Here is a 19,208-nt window from a genome sequence, read left to right on the forward strand (position 1 = left end):
AGATGCAGGATTCAGAGCTTCATCAACGAGCCTAGGTCAAGCTCAATCACGGCAGGAATGGTCATTCCCTTTTAACGTGATTGGGCGCAGAAATAGGTTTGTTGATGAGATCCCGAAGGGCGAGTTTTATTCGCTCCTAGGCGGTGTTACTGATTTTCAACGTAGAATGACTATGTCTTCAAATCAGTGCCTTGCCTAAGAGTGAATACATTCTCGCTGAAACAGCATCTTGAGGTTACTTGGGTATACCTTTGTGATGACTTAATGAGGAAATGTATGTCGACATTTAACACCCGCTGCCCTGCTTGCCATGGCATGAACCGCGTTCCCAGTGAACGCATTAGTGATTCCCCTAATTGTGGTAAATGCCAAGCACCATTATTAGATGGCGCACCGATTGAAGGCACAACCAATAACTTTACTGAGTTATTAAACAGCCCCCAGCCGGTGGTGGTCGATTTTTGGGCAACCTGGTGCAACCCCTGCGTTGGATTTGCACCTGTTTTTAGTGATGTTGCAGAAGAAAGAGCTGGAACCGTGCGTTTTGTGAAAATTGATACGGAAGCGCAACAAGCATTAGCCGCTCAATACCAAATTCGTAGCATTCCAACCATCATGGTATTTAAAAACGGTCAAAGAGTAGACATGATTAACGGTGCGCTACCAAAAAGCCATTTTGATCAATGGTTAGATGAAGCATTGTCTAAATAATTTCCCAAGTTTAGTCGGCATAATATGCTAACTATTTGCCGACTTTTTTGCTGATTTCTATACTTTTCACTTCAATAAAAATCTTTAATCGTCAAGGTCACAATTTTTCGTTGTACGCGAGGAAAAAAAAGATCGATATTCGCCCCGATCATAACCATTTCCCTGTTCCAAAACGAGTTCAGAGATAAGCAAACAAGCTTAACTCTAGGGGTCGTTTGACGTTATTTTGAGGCTAAGTCGTTGAACAATTCCGATGTCATTACCGCATCACCTCGGATCGCTATCCCAGTGACCGCACTAACTTTATTTGCAGTTGCATCAGGCTATTTAATGAGCCTAATTCCACTTATTCTGCCAATTTATGGTTTGAATGAACAAATCGCAAACTGGTTAGCCAGTGCCTTCTTTATCGGTAATTTTTTTGGAACGTTCTACACGCAAAAGAGCGTAAGACTTTATGGTCATCGCAATGCGTTTATCGCGTGCCTCATGACATTAATGGTCGCCACGCTAGCTTTGCCTTTCTTTACTCATGAATGGGCTTGGATGGTACTGCGTTTTGTTGGCGGTATTGCAGTCGCTGGCATTTTTGTCGTGGTGGAATCGTGGCTATTGCACGGCAATGAATCCGGTCGTGCTAAACGTCTTGGTATCTACATGGTTGCACTTTATATGGGGACAACCGTCGGCCAATTAGGCATCTCTACAATAGGGATCAAAGGATATGCTCCTTTTGTATTCATCGCCATAGTGCTTTCCATGGCAGCAATGACACTGGTAAAAGCGAAAGGTGTACAACCAGACGTTAGCGAAAGCGTTACTATGTCATTTAAGCAGATTTCACGTTTGAGTCATGCCGCTTTGATCGGCGGAGTCGTGTCTGGATTAACCACCGCTGCGATCTACGGCTTAATGCCTTTAGAATTAATGAAACGCGGTCTTAACCACCAAGAAGCTGGAAGCTTAATGGCCGTTGTGATTGTGGGCGCAATGGTTGTGCAAGTATTGATTCCCAAACTCACTCAATATTTGGGCCGCAGCCTACTAATGGCGCTACTCTGTTTCATCGGTGCGGCTGCAGCAGTAATCGCGATGCTGGACGATGGCGTCGTCACGCTCGCTATCTGTTTATTTTTGATCGGTGCTGCATCGTTTGCTTTGTACCCTATTGCTATCAACCAAGCATGTTTGAACTTAAATGCTAACTACATCGTTTCTGCGACCCAAGCAATGCTATTTTGTTATAGCATCGGTTCAATTATCGGGCCTTTAGCAGCAGATTGGTTTATGCAAGGTCATCAAGGTGTGATGAGATATCTGTTTATCACTTTACTTGCCACTTGCTTGTACATGCTGGTGGCTAGCGTGAAAACCAAACATCAGTTGGTTGCAGGAAAGTAACCGCTCAACGCCATATTTTACTAAGCCGCATGATTCAGTTATGCGGCTTTTTTATTACTCGTGCACGCCAAACATTCCCATTTTATAAATTCTCTTATCACTCTTGCAGGTTAACACCAACACGCTAAATAGCCTCAAGATGTAGAATTAAGAACCTCATCAACGAATACAGGTCAGCGCAATCATGTGATGACACGATGAGTAGCACTAAAAAAACATTCACCCATAAAATTTAAACTATCCTTTAATTTCTCTCTTTTATTAACCAATACGTTCACTCGCCCCACATTAAATAGAACTAAAATGTTTCGTACACATAATGTTTAAATAACTTTTCAAGCCCTAACAAACCTTGCCAATAGGGCACCCAACAATTAAAACTTGCACTAAAACCCTTTTTACTGATAACATTTACGTCACAAAAAGCTTCGGGGTCTAAGTTTTGTTGTTTTTTATACGGACATTTAACGCAACACTAGTAGGCCGAATGCATTGATGACTAAACATTTCAAGTGACTAATATGGAAAATGTATCTAAAAAATACAGTATAGAAACGACAGACTATCAAGTCGGTCAAGACAACATTCAAAAGTGGGGGTTTGATGTTCATAACCCTGTATTTGGGATAAGTGCAGGTTTAATCATTCTGTTTCTTGCGGCTGTGTTAGTCGTCGACCCCTTAACCGCCAAAGATGCGCTCAACAACATGAAAAACACCATCATCGATGACTTTGATGGGCTATTTATGTGGGCAACCAATTTTTTCCTTATCTTCTCAATTTTTCTCATGGTCTCTCCTTTTGGTCGAATTAGACTAGGAGGCAGTGATGCCCAGCCCGATCACTCAACAACATCTTGGCTAGCGATGCTGTTTGCCGCAGGCATGGGGATTGGCTTGTTATTTTGGGGAGTGGCAGAACCAACCGCTTACTTTACTGATTGGTACGGTACACCTCTCAACGTAAAACCGTACACACCAGAAGCAAAATCCTTGGCGATGGGCGCAACTATTTTCCACTGGGGAATTCACGGCTGGGCAATTTTTGCAGTAGTCGCACTGGCTTTAGCCTTCTTTACCTTCAACAAAGGCTTACCTTTATCGATGCGCTCAGTATTCTATCCTGTGTTCGGTGACCGCGCTTGGGGTTGGTTGGGCCATGTGATTGATATCATTGCGGTACTTTCAACTCTATTTGGTTTGGCAACCTCGCTCGGTTTAGGTGCTCAGCAAGCAACCAGTGGTATTAACTACGTGTTCGGTACTGATGGTGGTATTGGCATGCAGCTTATCGTGATTGTATTTGTTACCTTAATTGCAATTGGCTCTGTCGTACGTGGTATCGATGGTGGTGTTAAAGTATTAAGTAACATCAACATGATGTTTGCGGCTGCCCTATTTATCTTTATTGTTGGCGTCACCTATAACACTGCTTGGGATTCGTTAGTGAACACCTTTGTCGGTTATGCGAAAGCGATCATTCCGCTTAGTAACCCACACGGTCGTGAAGATGAAACCTGGATGCACGCGTGGACAGTGTTCTATTGGGCATGGTGGATTTCATGGTCACCATTTGTTGGTATGTTTATAGCGCGTGTCTCTCGTGGTCGCACTGTACGTGAATTTATGGTAGCTGTAGTGTTCATTCCAACCTTAATCACTATGATTTGGATGGGTATATTTGGTGGTTTAGCACTGGATCAAGTGGCAAATAAAGTGGGCGAACTCGGCACGAAAGGCCTAACTGACATTTCACTCACGCTGTTCTACGTCTATGATCAATTACCTATGGGTAATATTATTTCAGTGATTTCTATCGCTCTGATTTTAGTATTCTTTATTACGTCATCAGACTCAGGCTCATTGGTTATCGATAGTATTACCGCCGGCGGTAAAGTCGATGCGCCGATCCCACAACGTATCTTTTGGGCGAGTATTGAAGGTGCCATTGCTGCAGCTATGTTGTGGATTGGTGGTCAAGATGCCTTACAAGCACTGCAATCAGGAGTGGTTGCAACGGCACTACCGTTTGTATTCGTACTGATTTTAATGTGTATTAGCTTAATCATGGGGCTAAGATCAGAATACGCAGTATATCGAACGCCAGTAACCAATTAATAAATGATATAATCAACACAAAGCCGACGCGAAGTCGGCTTTTTATTTGGATAATCCTAAAGAGTTAAATTTTAGTTAATCCCTTAAACACGATAAGCCCGCACCTATCGTTCACTATATTCAAGTGATACCATTCGTGCCCCGATATGCTTTGAAATCGAAGTTACTTTTTTGTATTAGGAGTATCTAACTGTGACAGCGTTACTAAAAGCCCGTTTAAATCAGAACCAAAGTGATAATAATGCAAGATGCATTCAAGAAATACAGCATAGAAACTACCGATTACCAAGTCGGTCAAGATAACGTACAAAAGTGGGGATTCGACGTTCATAACGCCGTTTTTGGCATTAGTGCCGGACTCATCATCTTCTTTTTGGTTGCCGTAATAGCAGCCGATCCAGCCACCGCAAAAGACGCACTAACCACAGTTAAAAACAGTATCATCAGTCAATTTGATGGCTTTTTTATGTGGTCAATGAATGCGATCTTAATCTTTTCATTAATTTTAATGGTATCTCCTTGGGGTAAAATCCGCATTGGCGGTATTGATGCCACTCCCGATCATTCGACTATGTCATGGCTCGCGATGCTTTTTTCCGCGGGAATGGGAACCGCCCTATTATTCTGGGGGGTAGCAGAACCAACCGCCTATTTCACCAACTGGTATGGCACTCCGTTAAATGTTGAACCACTCACGCCAGAAGCAAAAACGCTGGCTTTAGGGGCAACAATTTACCATTGGGGTATTCACGGCTGGGCCATGTTCGGTATCGTGGCGCTCTCTTTAGCCTTTTTCCACTATAACAAACGCCTTCCTCTATCAATGCGTTCTGTTTTTTACCCTATTTTTGGTGACCGTGCTTGGGGATGGCTGGGTCACATTGTCGACATCGTGGCGGTCTTAGCGACACTTTTTGGCCTAGCAACATCACTCGGTCTTGGTGCTCAACAGGCATCTAGTGGGATTAACTACGTTTTCGGTTTGCATGGTGGATTAGCACAACAGCTCTTTGTCATCGTTGTTGTTACCCTTATTTCGGTAGGATCCGTGATAAAAGGTATTGATGGTGGCGTTAAAAAGCTTAGCAACTTCAATATGCTATTCGCATTTGGCCTACTAATCTTTGTGATTGCCGTGAACTTTAGCTCCATTTGGAGTGAACTGAGTGCCACTATGATCGGCTATATCGAAAACATCATTCCACTGAGTAACCCTCACGGGCGTGACGATGAATCATGGATGCACGCTTGGACTGTTTTCTACTGGGCTTGGTGGATATCGTGGTCACCATTCGTGGGAATGTTTATTGCTCGCGTTTCGCGTGGCCGTACTGTTGGTCAATTTATGTGTGCGGTGATTTTCGTACCAACCATTATTACGCTGATTTGGATGGGTATCTTTGGCGGTATCGCCATTGATCAAGTAGCAAATAAAGTAGGCGAACTAGGTGCGCATGGTATTACAGATATCTCTCTTACTCTGTTTTATATGTATGATCAAATGCCGATGGGTAATCTCATCTCTATCATTTCCATCGCATTGATTCTAATATTCTTTATCACTTCATCGGACTCGGGGTCTTTAGTGATTGATAGCATCACAGCAGGTGGTAAAGTCGATGCTCCTGTACCACAACGAATCTTTTGGGCGAGTATTGAGGGCGCGATAGCGGCAGCTATGCTCTGGATTGGTGGCAAAGATGCTTTGCAGGCTTTGCAATCTGGAGTTGTCACCACGGCACTGCCCTTTACTGTTGTGTTACTGCTTATGTGCTTGAGTCTGATTATGGGGCTACGCTCAGAATATTCTGCATACAAAAAATCTAATGTCATTAGTATCATACCCAAATGACCTCAAGATGCAGGCCTATGAGCGAATACATTTTCGCTGAAACAGCATCTTTACGTTACTAGGGTATACACAACCGGCATCGCTGCCGGTTGTGTAGTAATAAACTACAGTAAAGACTTAGTAAGAAAATGGAGTTGCCCATCGACTGGGTAATTATCCAAAGACATTTGACATTGATAGCCGTGACGTTCGTAAAATGGCCTAGCTTGAAAACTTAAAGTATCAATCATTACCGAATGACAGCCCATTTTTACAGCCTGCTGCTCAATTTCCTTTAGTAACTGACTACCGACTCCCTGACCACGATACATATCATCAACCCAAAGAAAGTTAATTAATAACCAATTACCCCAAACTCTCCCAACAATACCCCCTTTCTGATGCTGTTGTTCATCACAAAAGCTCACGGTTAATTCCTGATCGCGTACTGCTTGTAAAAATGGCGTATTGTACTTGCGCAGTTCATTACGGATAGAAGCAATATCTTCGTCAGTCGGATCCATATTGAGGGTGTAGGTCATAGCTAGGCCTTATGCTATCTTATTGAATGATGAGTAATAATACCTCAATATCAACCCAAGTCACCTCAAGATGCTGTTTCAGCGAAAATGGATTAATGACGACATCGCTCACTTTATGAATCCATGTTTATGCAATCAACTCAGATCATAACGATCCGCATTCATGACCTTAACCCAAGCTTTAACAAAATCTCGAACAAACTTTTCATGATTATCATCTTGCGCATAGAACTCCGCATACGAGCGCAAAATCGAGTTTGACCCAAAGACTAAATCGACTCGCGTTGCCGTCCATTTCACAGTATCCGATGCTCTTTCCCGAATTTCATAATGGTCATTATTCATCGGTACCCAACGATAATTCATATCAGTTAAGTTAATGAAAAAATCATTGGTTAAAACGCCAATTCGATCGGTAAAGACACCATCTAAACTGTGTCCATAATTGGTCCCAAGAACACGCATTCCTCCTATAAGGACCGTCATTTCTGGCGCGGTCAGCCCCATCAGTTGAGTACGTTCTAACAATAATTCTTCGGCGCTGACTTTATAATCCTCTTTTAGCCAATTACGATAGCCATCATAAAGCGGCTCCAACACTGCAAATGAGTCTATATCGGTCATCGCTTGTTCCGCATCTCCGCGCCCCGGGTTGAACGGCACTTGGATTGTCGCGCCTGCATCCTGAGCTGCTTTTTCAACCGCCGCACAACCTGCCAACACGATTAAATCAGCCATACTGACGGATTTATTACAATGAGACTGAATTTTTTCTAAAACGGTTAACTGCTGAACTAAGCGCTCCGGCTCATTGCCAATCCAATCCTTCTGAGGTGCAAGGCGAATACGTGCACCATTTGCCCCACCACGATAATCTGAACCACGAAAAGTTCGCGCACTATCCCAAGCCAATGAGACCCAATCACCAATTTCTACTGAAGTTGCCAGTATTTGCTGCTTAAGTTCATCGATTTCTTTATCTGTTAAACAATAATCGACACTTGGAATAGGATCTTGCCAAATAAGGTCTTCTTTGGGTACATCTGGTCCGAGATATCGAGCTTTGGGGCCAAGATCTCTATGAGTTAATTTAAACCAAGCACGGGCAAACATCTCAGCAAAGTAGTCAGGATCGTTATAATAGCGCTCAGCAATCTTACGGTATTGAGGGTCGACTTTTAACGCCATATCTGCGTCTGTCATTATAGGATTATGGCGAATAGAAGGATCTTCGACATCAACAGGTTTATCTTCTTCTGCTATATTGACTGGCTCCCACTGCCAAGCACCTGCAGGGCTTTTCGTTGATGCCCACTCATATTTAAACAACAATGAAAAATAGCCATTGTCCCATTGAGTGGGATGTGTGGTCCACGCACCTTCAATACCACTAGTGACAGCATCACGTCCAATGCCACGGGTTTTATGATTAATCCAGCCTAATCCCTGCTCCTCTAAAGCAGCCGCTTCCGGCTCTGACCCTAAGTTTTCAGCTCGACCATTACCATGGCATTTACCTACAGTATGCCCGCCAGCCGTCAAAGCAACCGTCTCTTCATCGTTCATTGCCATACGGGCGAAGGTTTCACGCATATCTTTGGCTGTCGCTAATGGATCGGGATGACCATCGACGCCTTCAGGGTTGACATAAATAAGCCCCATCATTACCGACGCCAGTGGATTTTCCAACTCTCGCTGGCCCGAATAGCGGCTGTGTGGCTTATCACTGGTCGCTAGCCACTCTTCTTCTGCTCCCCAATAGGTATCCTTTTCTGGATGCCATATATCTTCACGCCCCCCAGCAAAACCGAACGTCTTTAGCCCCATAGACTCATAGGCCATATTACCGGCAAGTATGATGAGGTCGGCCCAAGAGAGGCTGTTGCCGTATTTTTTCTTAATTGGCCATAATAAACGCCGAGCTTTGTCTAAATTCCCGTTATCAGGCCAACTATTCAGAGGGGCGAAACGTTGATTACCCGTACCACCGCCGCCACGACCATCAGCCACACGATATGAGCCAGCAGAATGCCACGCCATACGAATCATTAAACCGCCATAATGCCCCCAATCTGCGGGCCACCATGACTGGCTGTCTGTCATTAATGCTTTTAAGTCCGCTTTAACCGCTTCGAAATTTAAGGATTGAAACGCCTCGGCATAATTAAAGTTTGGATCCATCGGATCGGTTTTTTGGTCGTGCTGGGCAAGAATGTCTAGATTAAGTGATTTGGGCCACCATTTCTGATTATCTTGACCTAAGGACGTATTCGCGCCATGCATAACCGGGCATTTACCTGCTGACTTGTGTTGACTCATATCACCTCCATTGAATCTCTCGCCACGGGAATTAATCATTAACATTGACAGTTACATTTACCAAGCATCGTCCATAATGAGGATAAATTCCTCCTAAAGAGTTAGATTTCACGGTTTCTTAACTTATTATGCGCGTTACTTTCCCCTACAGTGCTTATCCAACCTTGCGATTATTTACTCTTACGCCACTAAATTGACCTAAATCAACCATAACTTCTCATGGACACACAATTCTCTTGCATTCGTTTTATAAGACTTTTAGTCTGAGCGTAATTATTTTTAGACGAGCGGTCTAAATTATTTTACACTGCCTTATACTGGCGTAATTGTGAACAAAATACTTAGGTGATAACTATGTTTAAAGCCCTCTACATCGACAAGGTAGAAGACCAATACCAATGCTCTGTAAAGCAATTAGATGATGCTGCATTTCCTGAAGGTGACGTTATCGTTAATGTGGAATACTCAACATTGAACTACAAAGACGGATTAGCTATCAGTGGTAAATCGCCTGTTGTTAGACGCTTCCCAATGGTTCCTGGTATTGATTTCTCGGGTATCGTTGAACATAGTGACAATCCCAATATTCAGGTTGGGCAACGCGTGTTTGTTAATGGCTGGGGGTTAGGTGAAAAACATTGGGGCGGCTTAACACAAAAGGCAAAAGTCAATGGTGATTGGCTCCTCCCCGTTCCTGATTCACTTAGCACCTATGATGTTATGGCGGTGGGTACCGCAGGATACACTGCCATGTTGTGTGTTCAGGCACTAGAAAAAAATGGTATTACACCACAATCAGGTAAAATCCTTGTCACAGGAGCAAACGGCGGTGTGGGAAGCTTTGCTATCGCATATTTAGCCAAGTTAGGATACACAGTGATCGCGTCGACTGGTCGTCCTGAAGAGGCAGAACGCCTACAAGCACTTGGTGCTTCAGAGATCATTGATCGTAATACATTATCTGAGCCTGGACGCCCACTAGGAAAAGAACTTTGGGCTGCGGCTATTGATTCAGTAGGTAGTCACACTTTAGCAAACGTATGTGCTTCAACCCAATATGGTGGGGTTGTTGCGGCATGTGGTTTAGCGCAAGGTATGGATTTCCCCGCAACTGTGGCTCCATTTATCCTACGCGGTGTCACGTTAGCAGGCGTTGATAGTGTAATGTGCCCCAATGATAAGCGCGTTAAAGCGTGGGAACAAATTGCTAAGCTCGTCGATAAAGAGATGCTAGACACTGCCAGCACGGTGATTGGCTTTGAGCAAGTCATTGATATTGCGCATCAATTACTCGATGGCAAAGTTAAAGGCCGCGTTGTAGTCGATATTAAAGGCTAACCTTCAAACCCATTGTTAATGAGTTCCCTAAGGGCGAGCTTTATTCGCTCCTAGGCTGTGGGGCTGATTTTCAAGAATCACTATTTCTTGAAATCAGCACCTTGCCTAAGAGCGAAACCATTCTCACTGAAACAACACTTTGAGGTTACTTGGGTATATCAGAAAATATTATCTGAAAATAACGCCAATAATCATCTAATGGCTGAGTGGAACGAAACAGTTTCGCCCGCATAACCGCCCCCTCCCAACCAGACCAAAATTGTTCAGCCAACACTTGTTCATCGAATTGATGAGATACCGTGCCATTTTGCTTAGCCAGTAAGATGCAATGGCTTACTCGATGTTGCCAATCTAGTAAAATACGTTGAAGTTCTTGAGATAAAGCCTCTGAAAGCTGAGGGACTTCCTGCATCATATTGCCAACCAAACAACCACGGCGAAAATCGAAACGAACCATTCCGTGTTTAGCATCGTCAATAAAGGCTTCGATGCGATCAAGCGGTTCTAGTGTCTCATTATTAAGATGCTTATCCAGTTTTTTGGCAAAATACTGACCATACGCTTGTAACACGTCTAAACCAAAGGCTTCCTTACTTTTAAAGTAATGATAAAACGAACCTTTTGGCACTTGAACCTGCTTCACGACAGCATCCACACCAGAAGCAGTAAAACCAAATTCTGTGATCATCGCTAAACCACTGCGAATCAACTCCTGCTTTGTATCACTGTATTTTCGCTCAACTTTTGGTGGCCGACCTCGACGTCGCTTTATTGGTTGTTCTTCTGTCACATTGTCGCCTTATATTACTGACTTTATATATAAAAATATCACTTGGCACTTGAGACTTAATGGCCAAATATCATTTTATTCGCAGATTTTAACCATTTTGCGCGTGTCAAACCACTAGCAGTTGGAGGAAATACCTAACAAAATCGGTAGGTTTATCGACAAACCTCACGCCCTTTGAGGCAAAACCATCGTTTTTTGATTTTAAATAATATTTATCAGATAGTTATCGAAAATTAATCCCACTCCTCTGCTATCGATAGGATTACTACTTTTGGCCAATAAAATATTCACTTCCAACAACACTGAACTACACTTAGAGCAAGTTAAAGTCACATTTACTAGATGACTTGAACTCCCCCTGAATTTGAGAGGTAGAGTGATGGCCCTTTACGAAATGCGCAAATTTGTTGCTCCAGAGTTTATTTTTGGTGTTGGTTCTCGACATAAAGTATCTCTTTATGCAAGAAACATGGAGGCTCGACGAGTTTTGATTGTGTCTGATCCCGGAGTAATTCAAGCAGGTTGGGTTCAGCAAGCTATCAATGATCTTAATGAAGTCGGCATTGAATCAGTTGTTTTTGACGGAATTACTCCCAATCCTAAAGATTATGAAGTGATGGCTGGTGCACAATTTTACGCAGAACAGCATTGCGATGTGATTGTTGCGATTGGTGGTGGCAGCGTAATTGATTGTGCGAAAGCCATTGGTATTGTCATTACTAACGGGCGTGATGTGACGGATTTTGAGGGTATCGACCAAGTAGATATTCCTGGACCTCCATTGATCTGTATCCCTACTACTGCAGGGACGTCTGCTGACATTTCTCAGTTTTGTATTATTACTAATTCCGAACTGCGCTATAAAATGGCCATCATCAGCAAAACAGTCGTGCCCGATATTGCTCTGATTGATCCTGAGACCACCACCACCTTAGACACCTATTTAACTGCTTGCACCGGAGTAGATGCGATTACTCACGCGATAGAAGCTTATGTTTCAACAGCAAGCTCTCCAATCGTCGATGTGCATGCTATAAGTGCCATTGAATTGCTATGGCAAAACATTGATCGTGCGGTAAAAGATCCCAGTTATGTCCCCGCTCGTGAAAACATGCTGCTGGGCTCACTCCAAGCGGGATTAGCCTTCTCTAATGCCAGTTTGGGAGCAGTACATGCCATGGCACACTCACTTGGTGGCTACTTAGACGTACCTCATGGTGAGTGTAACGCCTTACTACTCGATCATGTTGTGCGTTTTAATATGCCGAAAAGTGGTGACCGCTACCAAAAAATCGCGCAACTCATGGGCATTGATACACGAGGCATCAGAGAAAAGATTCTTTGTAAGCGTATCACCGAAGAATTTACCCAACTCAGAACACAGTTAGGAATCAGTGAGCGATTATCTAAAATTGGTGTTCACTCATCAGACATCCCTGAACTAGCAAGTCACGCCGTTAATGATGCCTGTATTGTAACTAATCCTCGAATAGCATCTTTAGGCGATATCAAGGCCATTTATAGTGAAGCAATGTGATAAAAAAAATTTAGAAAAACGCAGAGAAAATATTATTGGGTTAGGAGATCGGTCATTTAGAAAAAACTACTATCCCCAACTTAAACGTAATACAGATAGATTAGAGCGCTTTAAAGCACTGCTTGATTACACGCCAGATATGGTCATGTTGATCAGTCTGCCTGATGGTAAGATTTCTGACGTCAACCAAGCGGTGTGTCAGCTTTTTGGTAAATCTACCGACGCACTCGTCGAGCACCCAATACAAGACCTTCCCTGGGGGGACAACAGTGGGCTAATTAACACGTTATTAAGTGTGAGTAAGAGCCCTGATAATAAAAACTCAGGATCTGTTGTCATTGATTATATGAAGAATGACGGCGCTCAGATCTATCTTGAACTCGGTTACCAATTGGCTAAGCTTGACCAAGCCGATTTTTGTGTTGTTATTGGCCGTGACGTCACTGAACTTGTTCAACAAAATGAAAAGCTCAACTCACTGCTTATAGAAAAGAATGCCCTACTTGACAATACGTTAGTTGGTATGGCTTGGGTTGAGGATCGGCATATCATCTCTTGTAATCAACGTTTCGAAGATATGTTGGGTTATGAACCCGGAGCGATTATTGGCGCTTCAACAGAAATCCTTTATGACTCAGCAGAAACATATCGAATGTTTGGCTCAGAAGCTTACCGAGTCATGACTACTGAGGATACTTACACTGGCTCCATCCAACTCAAACGAGCTGACGGAAATACGGTTTGGTGTGAGCTCACAGGCAACGCGATTGATAAACAGCATCCCCACAAAGGAAGCGTTTGGATTTTTAATGATATTAATCACTTGAAGCTTTCAGAAGAAAAAGCCGTGTTTATGTCACAACACGATAATCTAACCGGGCTGCCAAATCATCACCTCCTATCGGACCGGTTTGACCAAGCTAAAGTACGCGCTGATCGCTATCACTACCACATCGCAGTGATGAGTATTGATATCGATAATTTTAAAACAATTAATGACTTAGTAGGATACAGCGGTGCTAATGATGTATTGGTACAAATATCACAACGATTAAATGACTGCTTTGAAGAGCTAGGGACTGTCAGTCGCCAAGGCGGTGATGAATTTATTATCATGATTCCTAATCTACCCAATACTGACAATAGCCTATCTCGTATCAGTGCACTTTTCAGCGCAATCGAAGCCCCGTTATACATACATGACCAAGAAATTGTCTTAACCCATTCCGTCGGGGTTTCATTCTATCCCGATGATGGTACTGACTTCGAAATGCTGTTATCGAAAGCAGATTCAGCGATGTACCAGGCCAAAGAAGATGGACGCAATACCTATCGTTTTTATCGCAAACATATGAATCGCTCAGTGGAAGATGAACTCACCGTTGCATTTGGGTTACGTCGAGCCATAGAAGAAAATCAATTACAACTCTACTATCAACCCAAAATCGAAATCGCTTCCGGGATGCTTATGGGAGCTGAAGCCCTTATCCGCTGGATACATCCAGAAAAAGGCATGATTTCTCCAGGTAAATTTATCCCGATAGCGGAAACGACCGGGCTTATCATCCCCATTAGTGATTGGGTTCTAAAAAATGCCTGTGAAGCGGTCGCTCGCTGGCGAGAAATGGGCATGCCCCAACCATTAGTCGCAGTGAATCTATCAGCGCTACAATTTGCTCGAGGCAACGTTCAAGAAAGTGTGTATCAAGCCATTAAGCACGCGAATATTGAACCAGGCATGTTAGAGCTAGAACTGACTGAGTCCATCATGATTCGCGACCCTAGTCGAGTGTTAGAAGTTGTACAAACACTGAAAGACTTTGGGTGTCGATTCTCGATCGACGATTTTGGAACGGGATATTCTAGCCTGGCCTACTTAAAAAGATTCCCTATTGATATTCTCAAGATCGATCGGGAGTTTATTAAAGATGTTGCCTCTAATAGTGATGATGAAATCATCGTTAAAACCATTATTCAAATGGCGCAAAGCTTTGGAATGACAACCGTTGCTGAAGGTATTGAAGATGCAGAGACTCTGGAATTCTTACGTCATTTGGGCTGTGATCGTTCACAGGGATACTACACAGGCAGACCAATGCCTGAACATGAGTTCATCGAATTTATGCTGAACAACAAGGAAAAAATGATTTCTGCGGGGATTTTATCTGAAAGAAAATAAGATATGGAGGCGCGTCCCGGAGTCGAACCGAGGTCCACGGATTTGCAATCCGCTGCATAGCCACTCTGCCAACGCGCCGTTTCTGAATTATGATGGTGCCCCGGGCCGGACTTGAACCGGCACAGCGCGAACGCCGAGGGATTTTAAATCCCTTGTGTCTACCAATTCCACCACCAGGGCACACTAAAACAGTGCGATGGAGACACCATCTATTGTACTTATTAGCACAGAATTTCATAAATAATGAAATTTGGAGCGACACACGAGGTTCGAACTCGTGACCTCAACCTTGGCAAGGTTGCGCTCTACCAACTGAGCTAGTGTCGCAGTGTCTTCTAAAAGATTTCAAAAGACATAGGTTTCAAAGGCTTGCCCTTGAGAACGAGATGTACTTTACTCGACTGAAAAATTCCGTCAACAAAAATTTATATCTTTTTGATTTGAGTGATTAAAAAGCGATCTAATCCGCATAAGTTATATGCAATAAGTACAAATATCACTCACTTCAACTCCTTTATTAGTTGAGCAACGAGTCGATTTCTACTCCCACTCAGCATGCTAAAGCATACCCTGCTATTCTTTGCTCGGTTCGACCTACACTCGTAAACGAAGTTCTGACTCTTACGTTTCAAGGTCATTTGGGTGTAAGTCAAAATAGGTATAGGATACCTTTTATAGGTTCAAGAGATTTTTAACGGAGTGATAATCGATGACAAACAGTGCAATACTCGGAGGTCAATATTTGCTGGGCGACAAAGTCGTTAATCGTATGGGCTTTGGCGCAATGCAATTATCCGGACCAGGAATTATGGGAAATCCGAAAGATCGCCCACAAGCGATAGCCATTTTGCAGCAAGCAATTCAATCAGGCGTCAATCATATTGATACTTCCGATTTCTATGGGCCTTATATTACAAACCAATTAATCCATGAAGCCCTTGCACCATATACTGAAGACTTGACGATAGTGACAAAAATTGGGGCTCGACGCGATCAAGAAGGCGCTTGGATACCTGCATTTTCTCGCCAAGAACTAATTGATGCGGTACACAGTAATTTAAAGAATTTAGGCTTAGAACAACTGGATGTGGTCAATCTAAGAGCCATGTTTTCAGCTCATGGATCGGCTGAAGGCTCAATCGCCGAACCTTTATCTGTATTAGCAGAATGCCAACAACAAGGGCTAATTCGTCATTTAGGCCTAAGTAATGTGACTAAAACACAAGTAGAAGAAGCCCAAAATATTGCACCAATTGTCTGTGTACAAAATCACTATAACATCGTTGCAAAACAAGACGATGACTTAATCGATTGGTTAGCAAAACAGGATATTGCTTACGTACCGTTCTTTCCTCTTGGTGGCTTTACCCCAATCCAAAATAATATTCTTAACACTTTAGCTCAGGAATTACATGCGTCACCTATGCAAGTCGCGTTAGCTTGGTTACACCAACGCTCACCCAACATTTTATTAATACCAGGGACATCATCACTGCTTCATTTACAAGACAACTTAGATGCAATGAAAGTAAAACTTAGCGCAGAAAATATTGAACAATTAAATGCTTTAGCCACCAATTAACACTTAGCAGGTAACCGACCATTCCTTAACTGCACTGTTGTACGGTTAAGGAATCTCTGTCAATTTTTAGAACTCATTGGGTAATTGGTAAATAGTTTGAATGGTATTTTTAACAGCGTTATTCCATAAATTCAACGCATAAATATAATCGTTAATTTGTCTCAAAATTGATTGATCATCACTATTCAGTTTATTTTTAATATGATAACCATCATTGTGTGCGCTATGCAGTTCCGCCAAATATTTCTTTTGCGTATCACTATTTTTAGCGATTGATGATAAATCAACTAAAACACTTAGTGCATCATTAATAGCATCTAGATTTAACGCGTCTAAGTCAGGTTTTAAAATATCATTATTTAATATTTTTGGTAATAATTTTTTAGCGAATTGAATATTATCAAGATTACGTTGGTGAATCATTTTACGCACCAAGAGTAAATTACACTGTTTCTCATAAACAACCTCTTCAATATCAGAACTAATTACTGATTGATTCACTTGTTTTTTAACCGTGTGACGCACAGTACTCTCGGCAGTTTCTGAAGTTAATTTATCAAGATAAGCTTCTGTATTTTCAATGATACTAGGGAGTTTCTGTAACGCATGATTGTACATGAAAACACTACTAGGAATCTCATTGCTTAGCTCTACTGCTCTATTAATAGCTATTATCAAAACCTTATTAGTTGTGATATTTAGTAAATTATTTAACGAATCTGTTTTATCATTTAAATATTTTATTTCCATATATCAGTACCAATTAAAATATTTTAGTGGAATTTAAATATTTATTGAATTCAAACCACACCAATAACTCACTGTTTAAATCTATCTAAATCTAATTCAAATTATTGTTCAAGCAAATCCATTACCATTCATTCATAAGTCACATTACGTCCCATATTGGAACTTAAAATGTCCTAGAGTGGAACTCAACTAACAACATGCAATAGAATACCAATAGAAAACGACACACCTAAACATATAAATGCATATATCTTGCACTGATTCACTCATTCCTGCACAAACTCACAAAATGTGTTTCAACAATAAGACAAATTTATAAAAATAACATTTTATATTCACCCTATTGGATATTTTTACTACCTATTTGGGACTATTTTTCATCTTTCACCATTGATCTTGCACGAATAATATTGATAATAGCGCGACACATATTAATTCGAACCTTAAAACTATTTAGATCTGATCATTAGCCGTATTTAAAACCGTTAAACAATATGGATTCCTATCGGCACATAGCGGTATTTATGCAAATACTTTTATAGTATTTGAAAATGACAGAATTAGTCAGTAAGCCATTAATTAATACGTAAAAAATTTACACAAGGTGAGTTAATAACTTTTTAAGTGAACTCAGCTTCAACATTTTGTCGTCTAACTTCTCTTCTTTGGGAGTAAACCATGTTAAATAGTTGGGTCATTAGGGTACTTGCTGCACTTTGTATAAACTTATTGATCATACAAACGTCAGTCGCCCTTACCTTTTCACCGACGATATTAAATGGTACAGAAACGTCATTAGAAAAATTGCCGTTTCAAGTTAAAATTTATACCTATTTCAATAAAGGTGACTACACATACACCTATTTGTGTGGCGGAACAATTATTGATGATGATACAGTACTTACTGCAGCTCATTGCGTTGATAAATCAAGTGACAGTTATGATTTCCAAGGCGTTAAGGTCGTTTACTTGGATTACACCAATTCTGTTCAAAAATCAGTCCTTGTCACCCCTACCTATATCAAAAGCAGTAGTAGTTGGACAGGCTCTCTAACCAACTCTAATGACTACGCTGCAATATATTCTTCAGGTACATTTGCTAATTCTAAAAAAATAAAAATCGCGTCTACCGCCGAAATGACCGCGATGTACAATCAATTTTCTAATAGTTACGTAGCAAACCAAGATAACGAAGGAAATGTTCAGGCAAGTGGATATGGCGAAGACGAAGAGGGTAACTCGGATGACGAACTTAATCGTGTGTTGATGGCAGGTATACCCGCATCTACCTGTTTGGGTATCAAAGTCAGTGGGTCTATTTATAGTGGCAGTTACCCAAGCTCCAATGACTATATCTGTGCAACAACAACCGATGAATCCATAAATTACGGCACATGTAGTGGTGACAGTGGTGGTCCTCTCATATGGAAAGACCCAGATCACAGTTCTGATGCAGACTATGGTGTTCGTTTAGTTGGGATCTCTTCGTATGTTTCAACTGATACTGGCGACAATTGTAATTTTACCGATGACGATGATCACGCAGGTTTTACCAATATCAACTTCTTTAAAGATGATATCAACAGCGATATTGGTGATTTAAAAGGTGATAGCAGTTACGATTTTAGTTCACTTTCTCTCACCTACTCGTTCGATAGCGATCCTATGCTCTCAGCGAACAAATACGATAGTGATGACGAGGATGATAGTAACAGTGGTGGCGGTTCGATGGGTTCTTGGTTACTGATATTGCTGCCGCTTGCATTGCTAAGGCGCCGTCGCATCTAACGACGCTGTAACGTCCGTTTTTAAGCCCACCGATTCAGATTCGGTGGGCTTTTTAGTTTATGTAAGATAATCAAAACTTATCGATAAAAAAATCAGCAAGGTTAATATCTAAACAAATGCATAATATTTTTCTAATAAGCCTTTTAATTCAGGATATTAAGAGTATATTAACCATCAACGCGTACATCGTATAATGGTTATTACTTTAGCTTCCCAAGCTAAAAATGCGGGTTCGATTCCCGCTGTACGCTCCAATCTAGGCCATGCGATAAATGGGCCTAATAGCTCTTCTAACCGTTTATGTTTAGAAAAATAATACCCTT

At 41.8% G+C, this 19,208-nt stretch carries 13 protein-coding genes and 4 tRNA genes; 10 read left to right on the top strand and 7 right to left on the bottom strand.

Features of this window, described 5'->3' with window-relative positions:
- Window positions 1-276: 276 nt before the first annotated feature.
- The 4 genes from trxC to I1A42_RS21295 all read left to right on the top strand — a co-directional run bounded on the left by trxC (window position 277) and on the right by I1A42_RS21295 (window position 6,081).
- Window positions 277-711 carry a thioredoxin TrxC gene (gene trxC / locus I1A42_RS21280; RefSeq protein ID WP_161157022.1) on the top strand — a complete coding sequence of 145 codons (435 nt, stop codon included), beginning with the start codon at window positions 277-279 and terminating at the stop codon, window positions 709-711.
- Window positions 712-951: 240 nt separating this feature from the next.
- The gene (locus tag I1A42_RS21285) at window positions 952-2,112 is read left to right on the top strand and encodes an MFS transporter (protein WP_196124886.1); all 1,161 of its coding nucleotides are present in this window, start codon (window positions 952-954) and stop codon (window positions 2,110-2,112) included.
- A 521-nt stretch (window positions 2,113-2,633) separates the two neighbouring features.
- Complete coding sequence (locus I1A42_RS21290) at window positions 2,634-4,229, top strand: BCCT family transporter (protein WP_161157020.1); 1,596 nt, start codon at window positions 2,634-2,636, stop codon at window positions 4,227-4,229.
- A 241-nt stretch (window positions 4,230-4,470) separates the two neighbouring features.
- The gene (locus I1A42_RS21295; RefSeq protein ID WP_161157019.1) at window positions 4,471-6,081 is read left to right on the top strand and encodes a BCCT family transporter; all 1,611 of its coding nucleotides are present in this window, start codon (window positions 4,471-4,473) and stop codon (window positions 6,079-6,081) included.
- A 104-nt stretch (window positions 6,082-6,185) separates the two neighbouring features.
- On the opposite strand, the gene I1A42_RS21300 is transcribed toward I1A42_RS21295, so the two are convergent.
- Entirely contained in the window at window positions 6,186-6,602 is a 417-nt protein-coding gene (locus I1A42_RS21300) for a GNAT family N-acetyltransferase (RefSeq protein ID WP_161157018.1), read from the bottom strand.
- Between the two features lie 135 nt (window positions 6,603-6,737).
- Window positions 6,738-8,966: a catalase/peroxidase HPI gene (katG, locus tag I1A42_RS21305; RefSeq protein WP_408063541.1), complete on the bottom strand. Its 2,229-nt coding sequence runs from the start codon at window positions 8,964-8,966 to the stop codon at window positions 6,738-6,740.
- Window positions 8,967-9,275: 309 nt separating this feature from the next.
- Here katG and acuI point away from each other — a divergent pair, with 309 nt between their 5' ends.
- Window positions 9,276-10,259: an acrylyl-CoA reductase (NADPH) gene (gene acuI / locus I1A42_RS21310; RefSeq protein ID WP_161157016.1), complete on the top strand. Its 984-nt coding sequence runs from the start codon at window positions 9,276-9,278 to the stop codon at window positions 10,257-10,259.
- Window positions 10,260-10,404: 145 nt separating this feature from the next.
- On the opposite strand, the gene acuR is transcribed toward acuI, so the two are convergent.
- Window positions 10,405-11,049, bottom strand: coding sequence for an acrylate utilization transcriptional regulator AcuR (gene acuR / locus I1A42_RS25075; RefSeq protein WP_161157015.1), 645 nt, complete (start codon window positions 11,047-11,049; stop codon window positions 10,405-10,407).
- 379 nt (window positions 11,050-11,428) lie between these two features.
- Here acuR and ercA point away from each other — a divergent pair, with 379 nt between their 5' ends.
- Window positions 11,429-12,586 carry an alcohol dehydrogenase-like regulatory protein ErcA gene (gene ercA, locus I1A42_RS21320; RefSeq protein WP_161157014.1) on the top strand — a complete coding sequence of 386 codons (1,158 nt, stop codon included), beginning with the start codon at window positions 11,429-11,431 and terminating at the stop codon, window positions 12,584-12,586.
- On the top strand, window positions 12,573-14,765 hold the full coding sequence (locus I1A42_RS25240; RefSeq protein WP_196124890.1) for a sensor domain-containing protein: 2,193 nt from the start codon (window positions 12,573-12,575) through the stop codon (window positions 14,763-14,765). The genes ercA and I1A42_RS25240 overlap by 14 nt, the downstream gene beginning before the upstream one ends.
- 4 nt (window positions 14,766-14,769) lie before the next feature.
- On the opposite strand, the gene I1A42_RS21330 is transcribed toward I1A42_RS25240, so the two are convergent.
- The 3 genes from I1A42_RS21330 to I1A42_RS21340 form a co-directional block, all read right to left on the bottom strand.
- Window positions 14,770-14,843 (bottom strand) — tRNA-Cys (locus tag I1A42_RS21330).
- A 15-nt stretch (window positions 14,844-14,858) separates the two neighbouring features.
- A tRNA-Leu gene (locus I1A42_RS21335) sits at window positions 14,859-14,945 on the bottom strand.
- Between the two features lie 71 nt (window positions 14,946-15,016).
- A tRNA-Gly gene (locus I1A42_RS21340) sits at window positions 15,017-15,092 on the bottom strand.
- 382 nt (window positions 15,093-15,474) lie between these two features.
- Between I1A42_RS21340 and I1A42_RS21345 the strand changes: the two genes are divergently transcribed.
- On the top strand, window positions 15,475-16,347 hold the full coding sequence (locus I1A42_RS21345; protein ID WP_196124892.1) for an oxidoreductase: 873 nt from the start codon (window positions 15,475-15,477) through the stop codon (window positions 16,345-16,347).
- A 66-nt stretch (window positions 16,348-16,413) separates the two neighbouring features.
- On the opposite strand, the gene I1A42_RS21350 is transcribed toward I1A42_RS21345, so the two are convergent.
- Window positions 16,414-17,097 (bottom strand): hypothetical protein, encoded by a 684-nt coding sequence (locus tag I1A42_RS21350; protein WP_161157011.1) that lies wholly within the window; start codon window positions 17,095-17,097, stop codon window positions 16,414-16,416.
- Between the two features lie 678 nt (window positions 17,098-17,775).
- On the opposite strand from I1A42_RS21350, the gene I1A42_RS21355 reads away from it, so the two are divergent.
- A complete protein-coding gene (locus tag I1A42_RS21355; protein ID WP_196124894.1) occupies window positions 17,776-18,885 on the top strand; it encodes a S1 family peptidase in 1,110 nt (369 codons plus the stop codon).
- Between the two features lie 179 nt (window positions 18,886-19,064).
- Window positions 19,065-19,139, top strand: a tRNA-Gly gene (locus I1A42_RS21360).
- Window positions 19,140-19,208 lie beyond the last annotated feature (69 nt).

The organism is Vibrio nitrifigilis (genome assembly GCF_015686695.1).
In the GTDB taxonomy this organism is placed as follows: domain Bacteria; phylum Pseudomonadota; class Gammaproteobacteria; order Enterobacterales; family Vibrionaceae; genus Vibrio; species Vibrio nitrifigilis.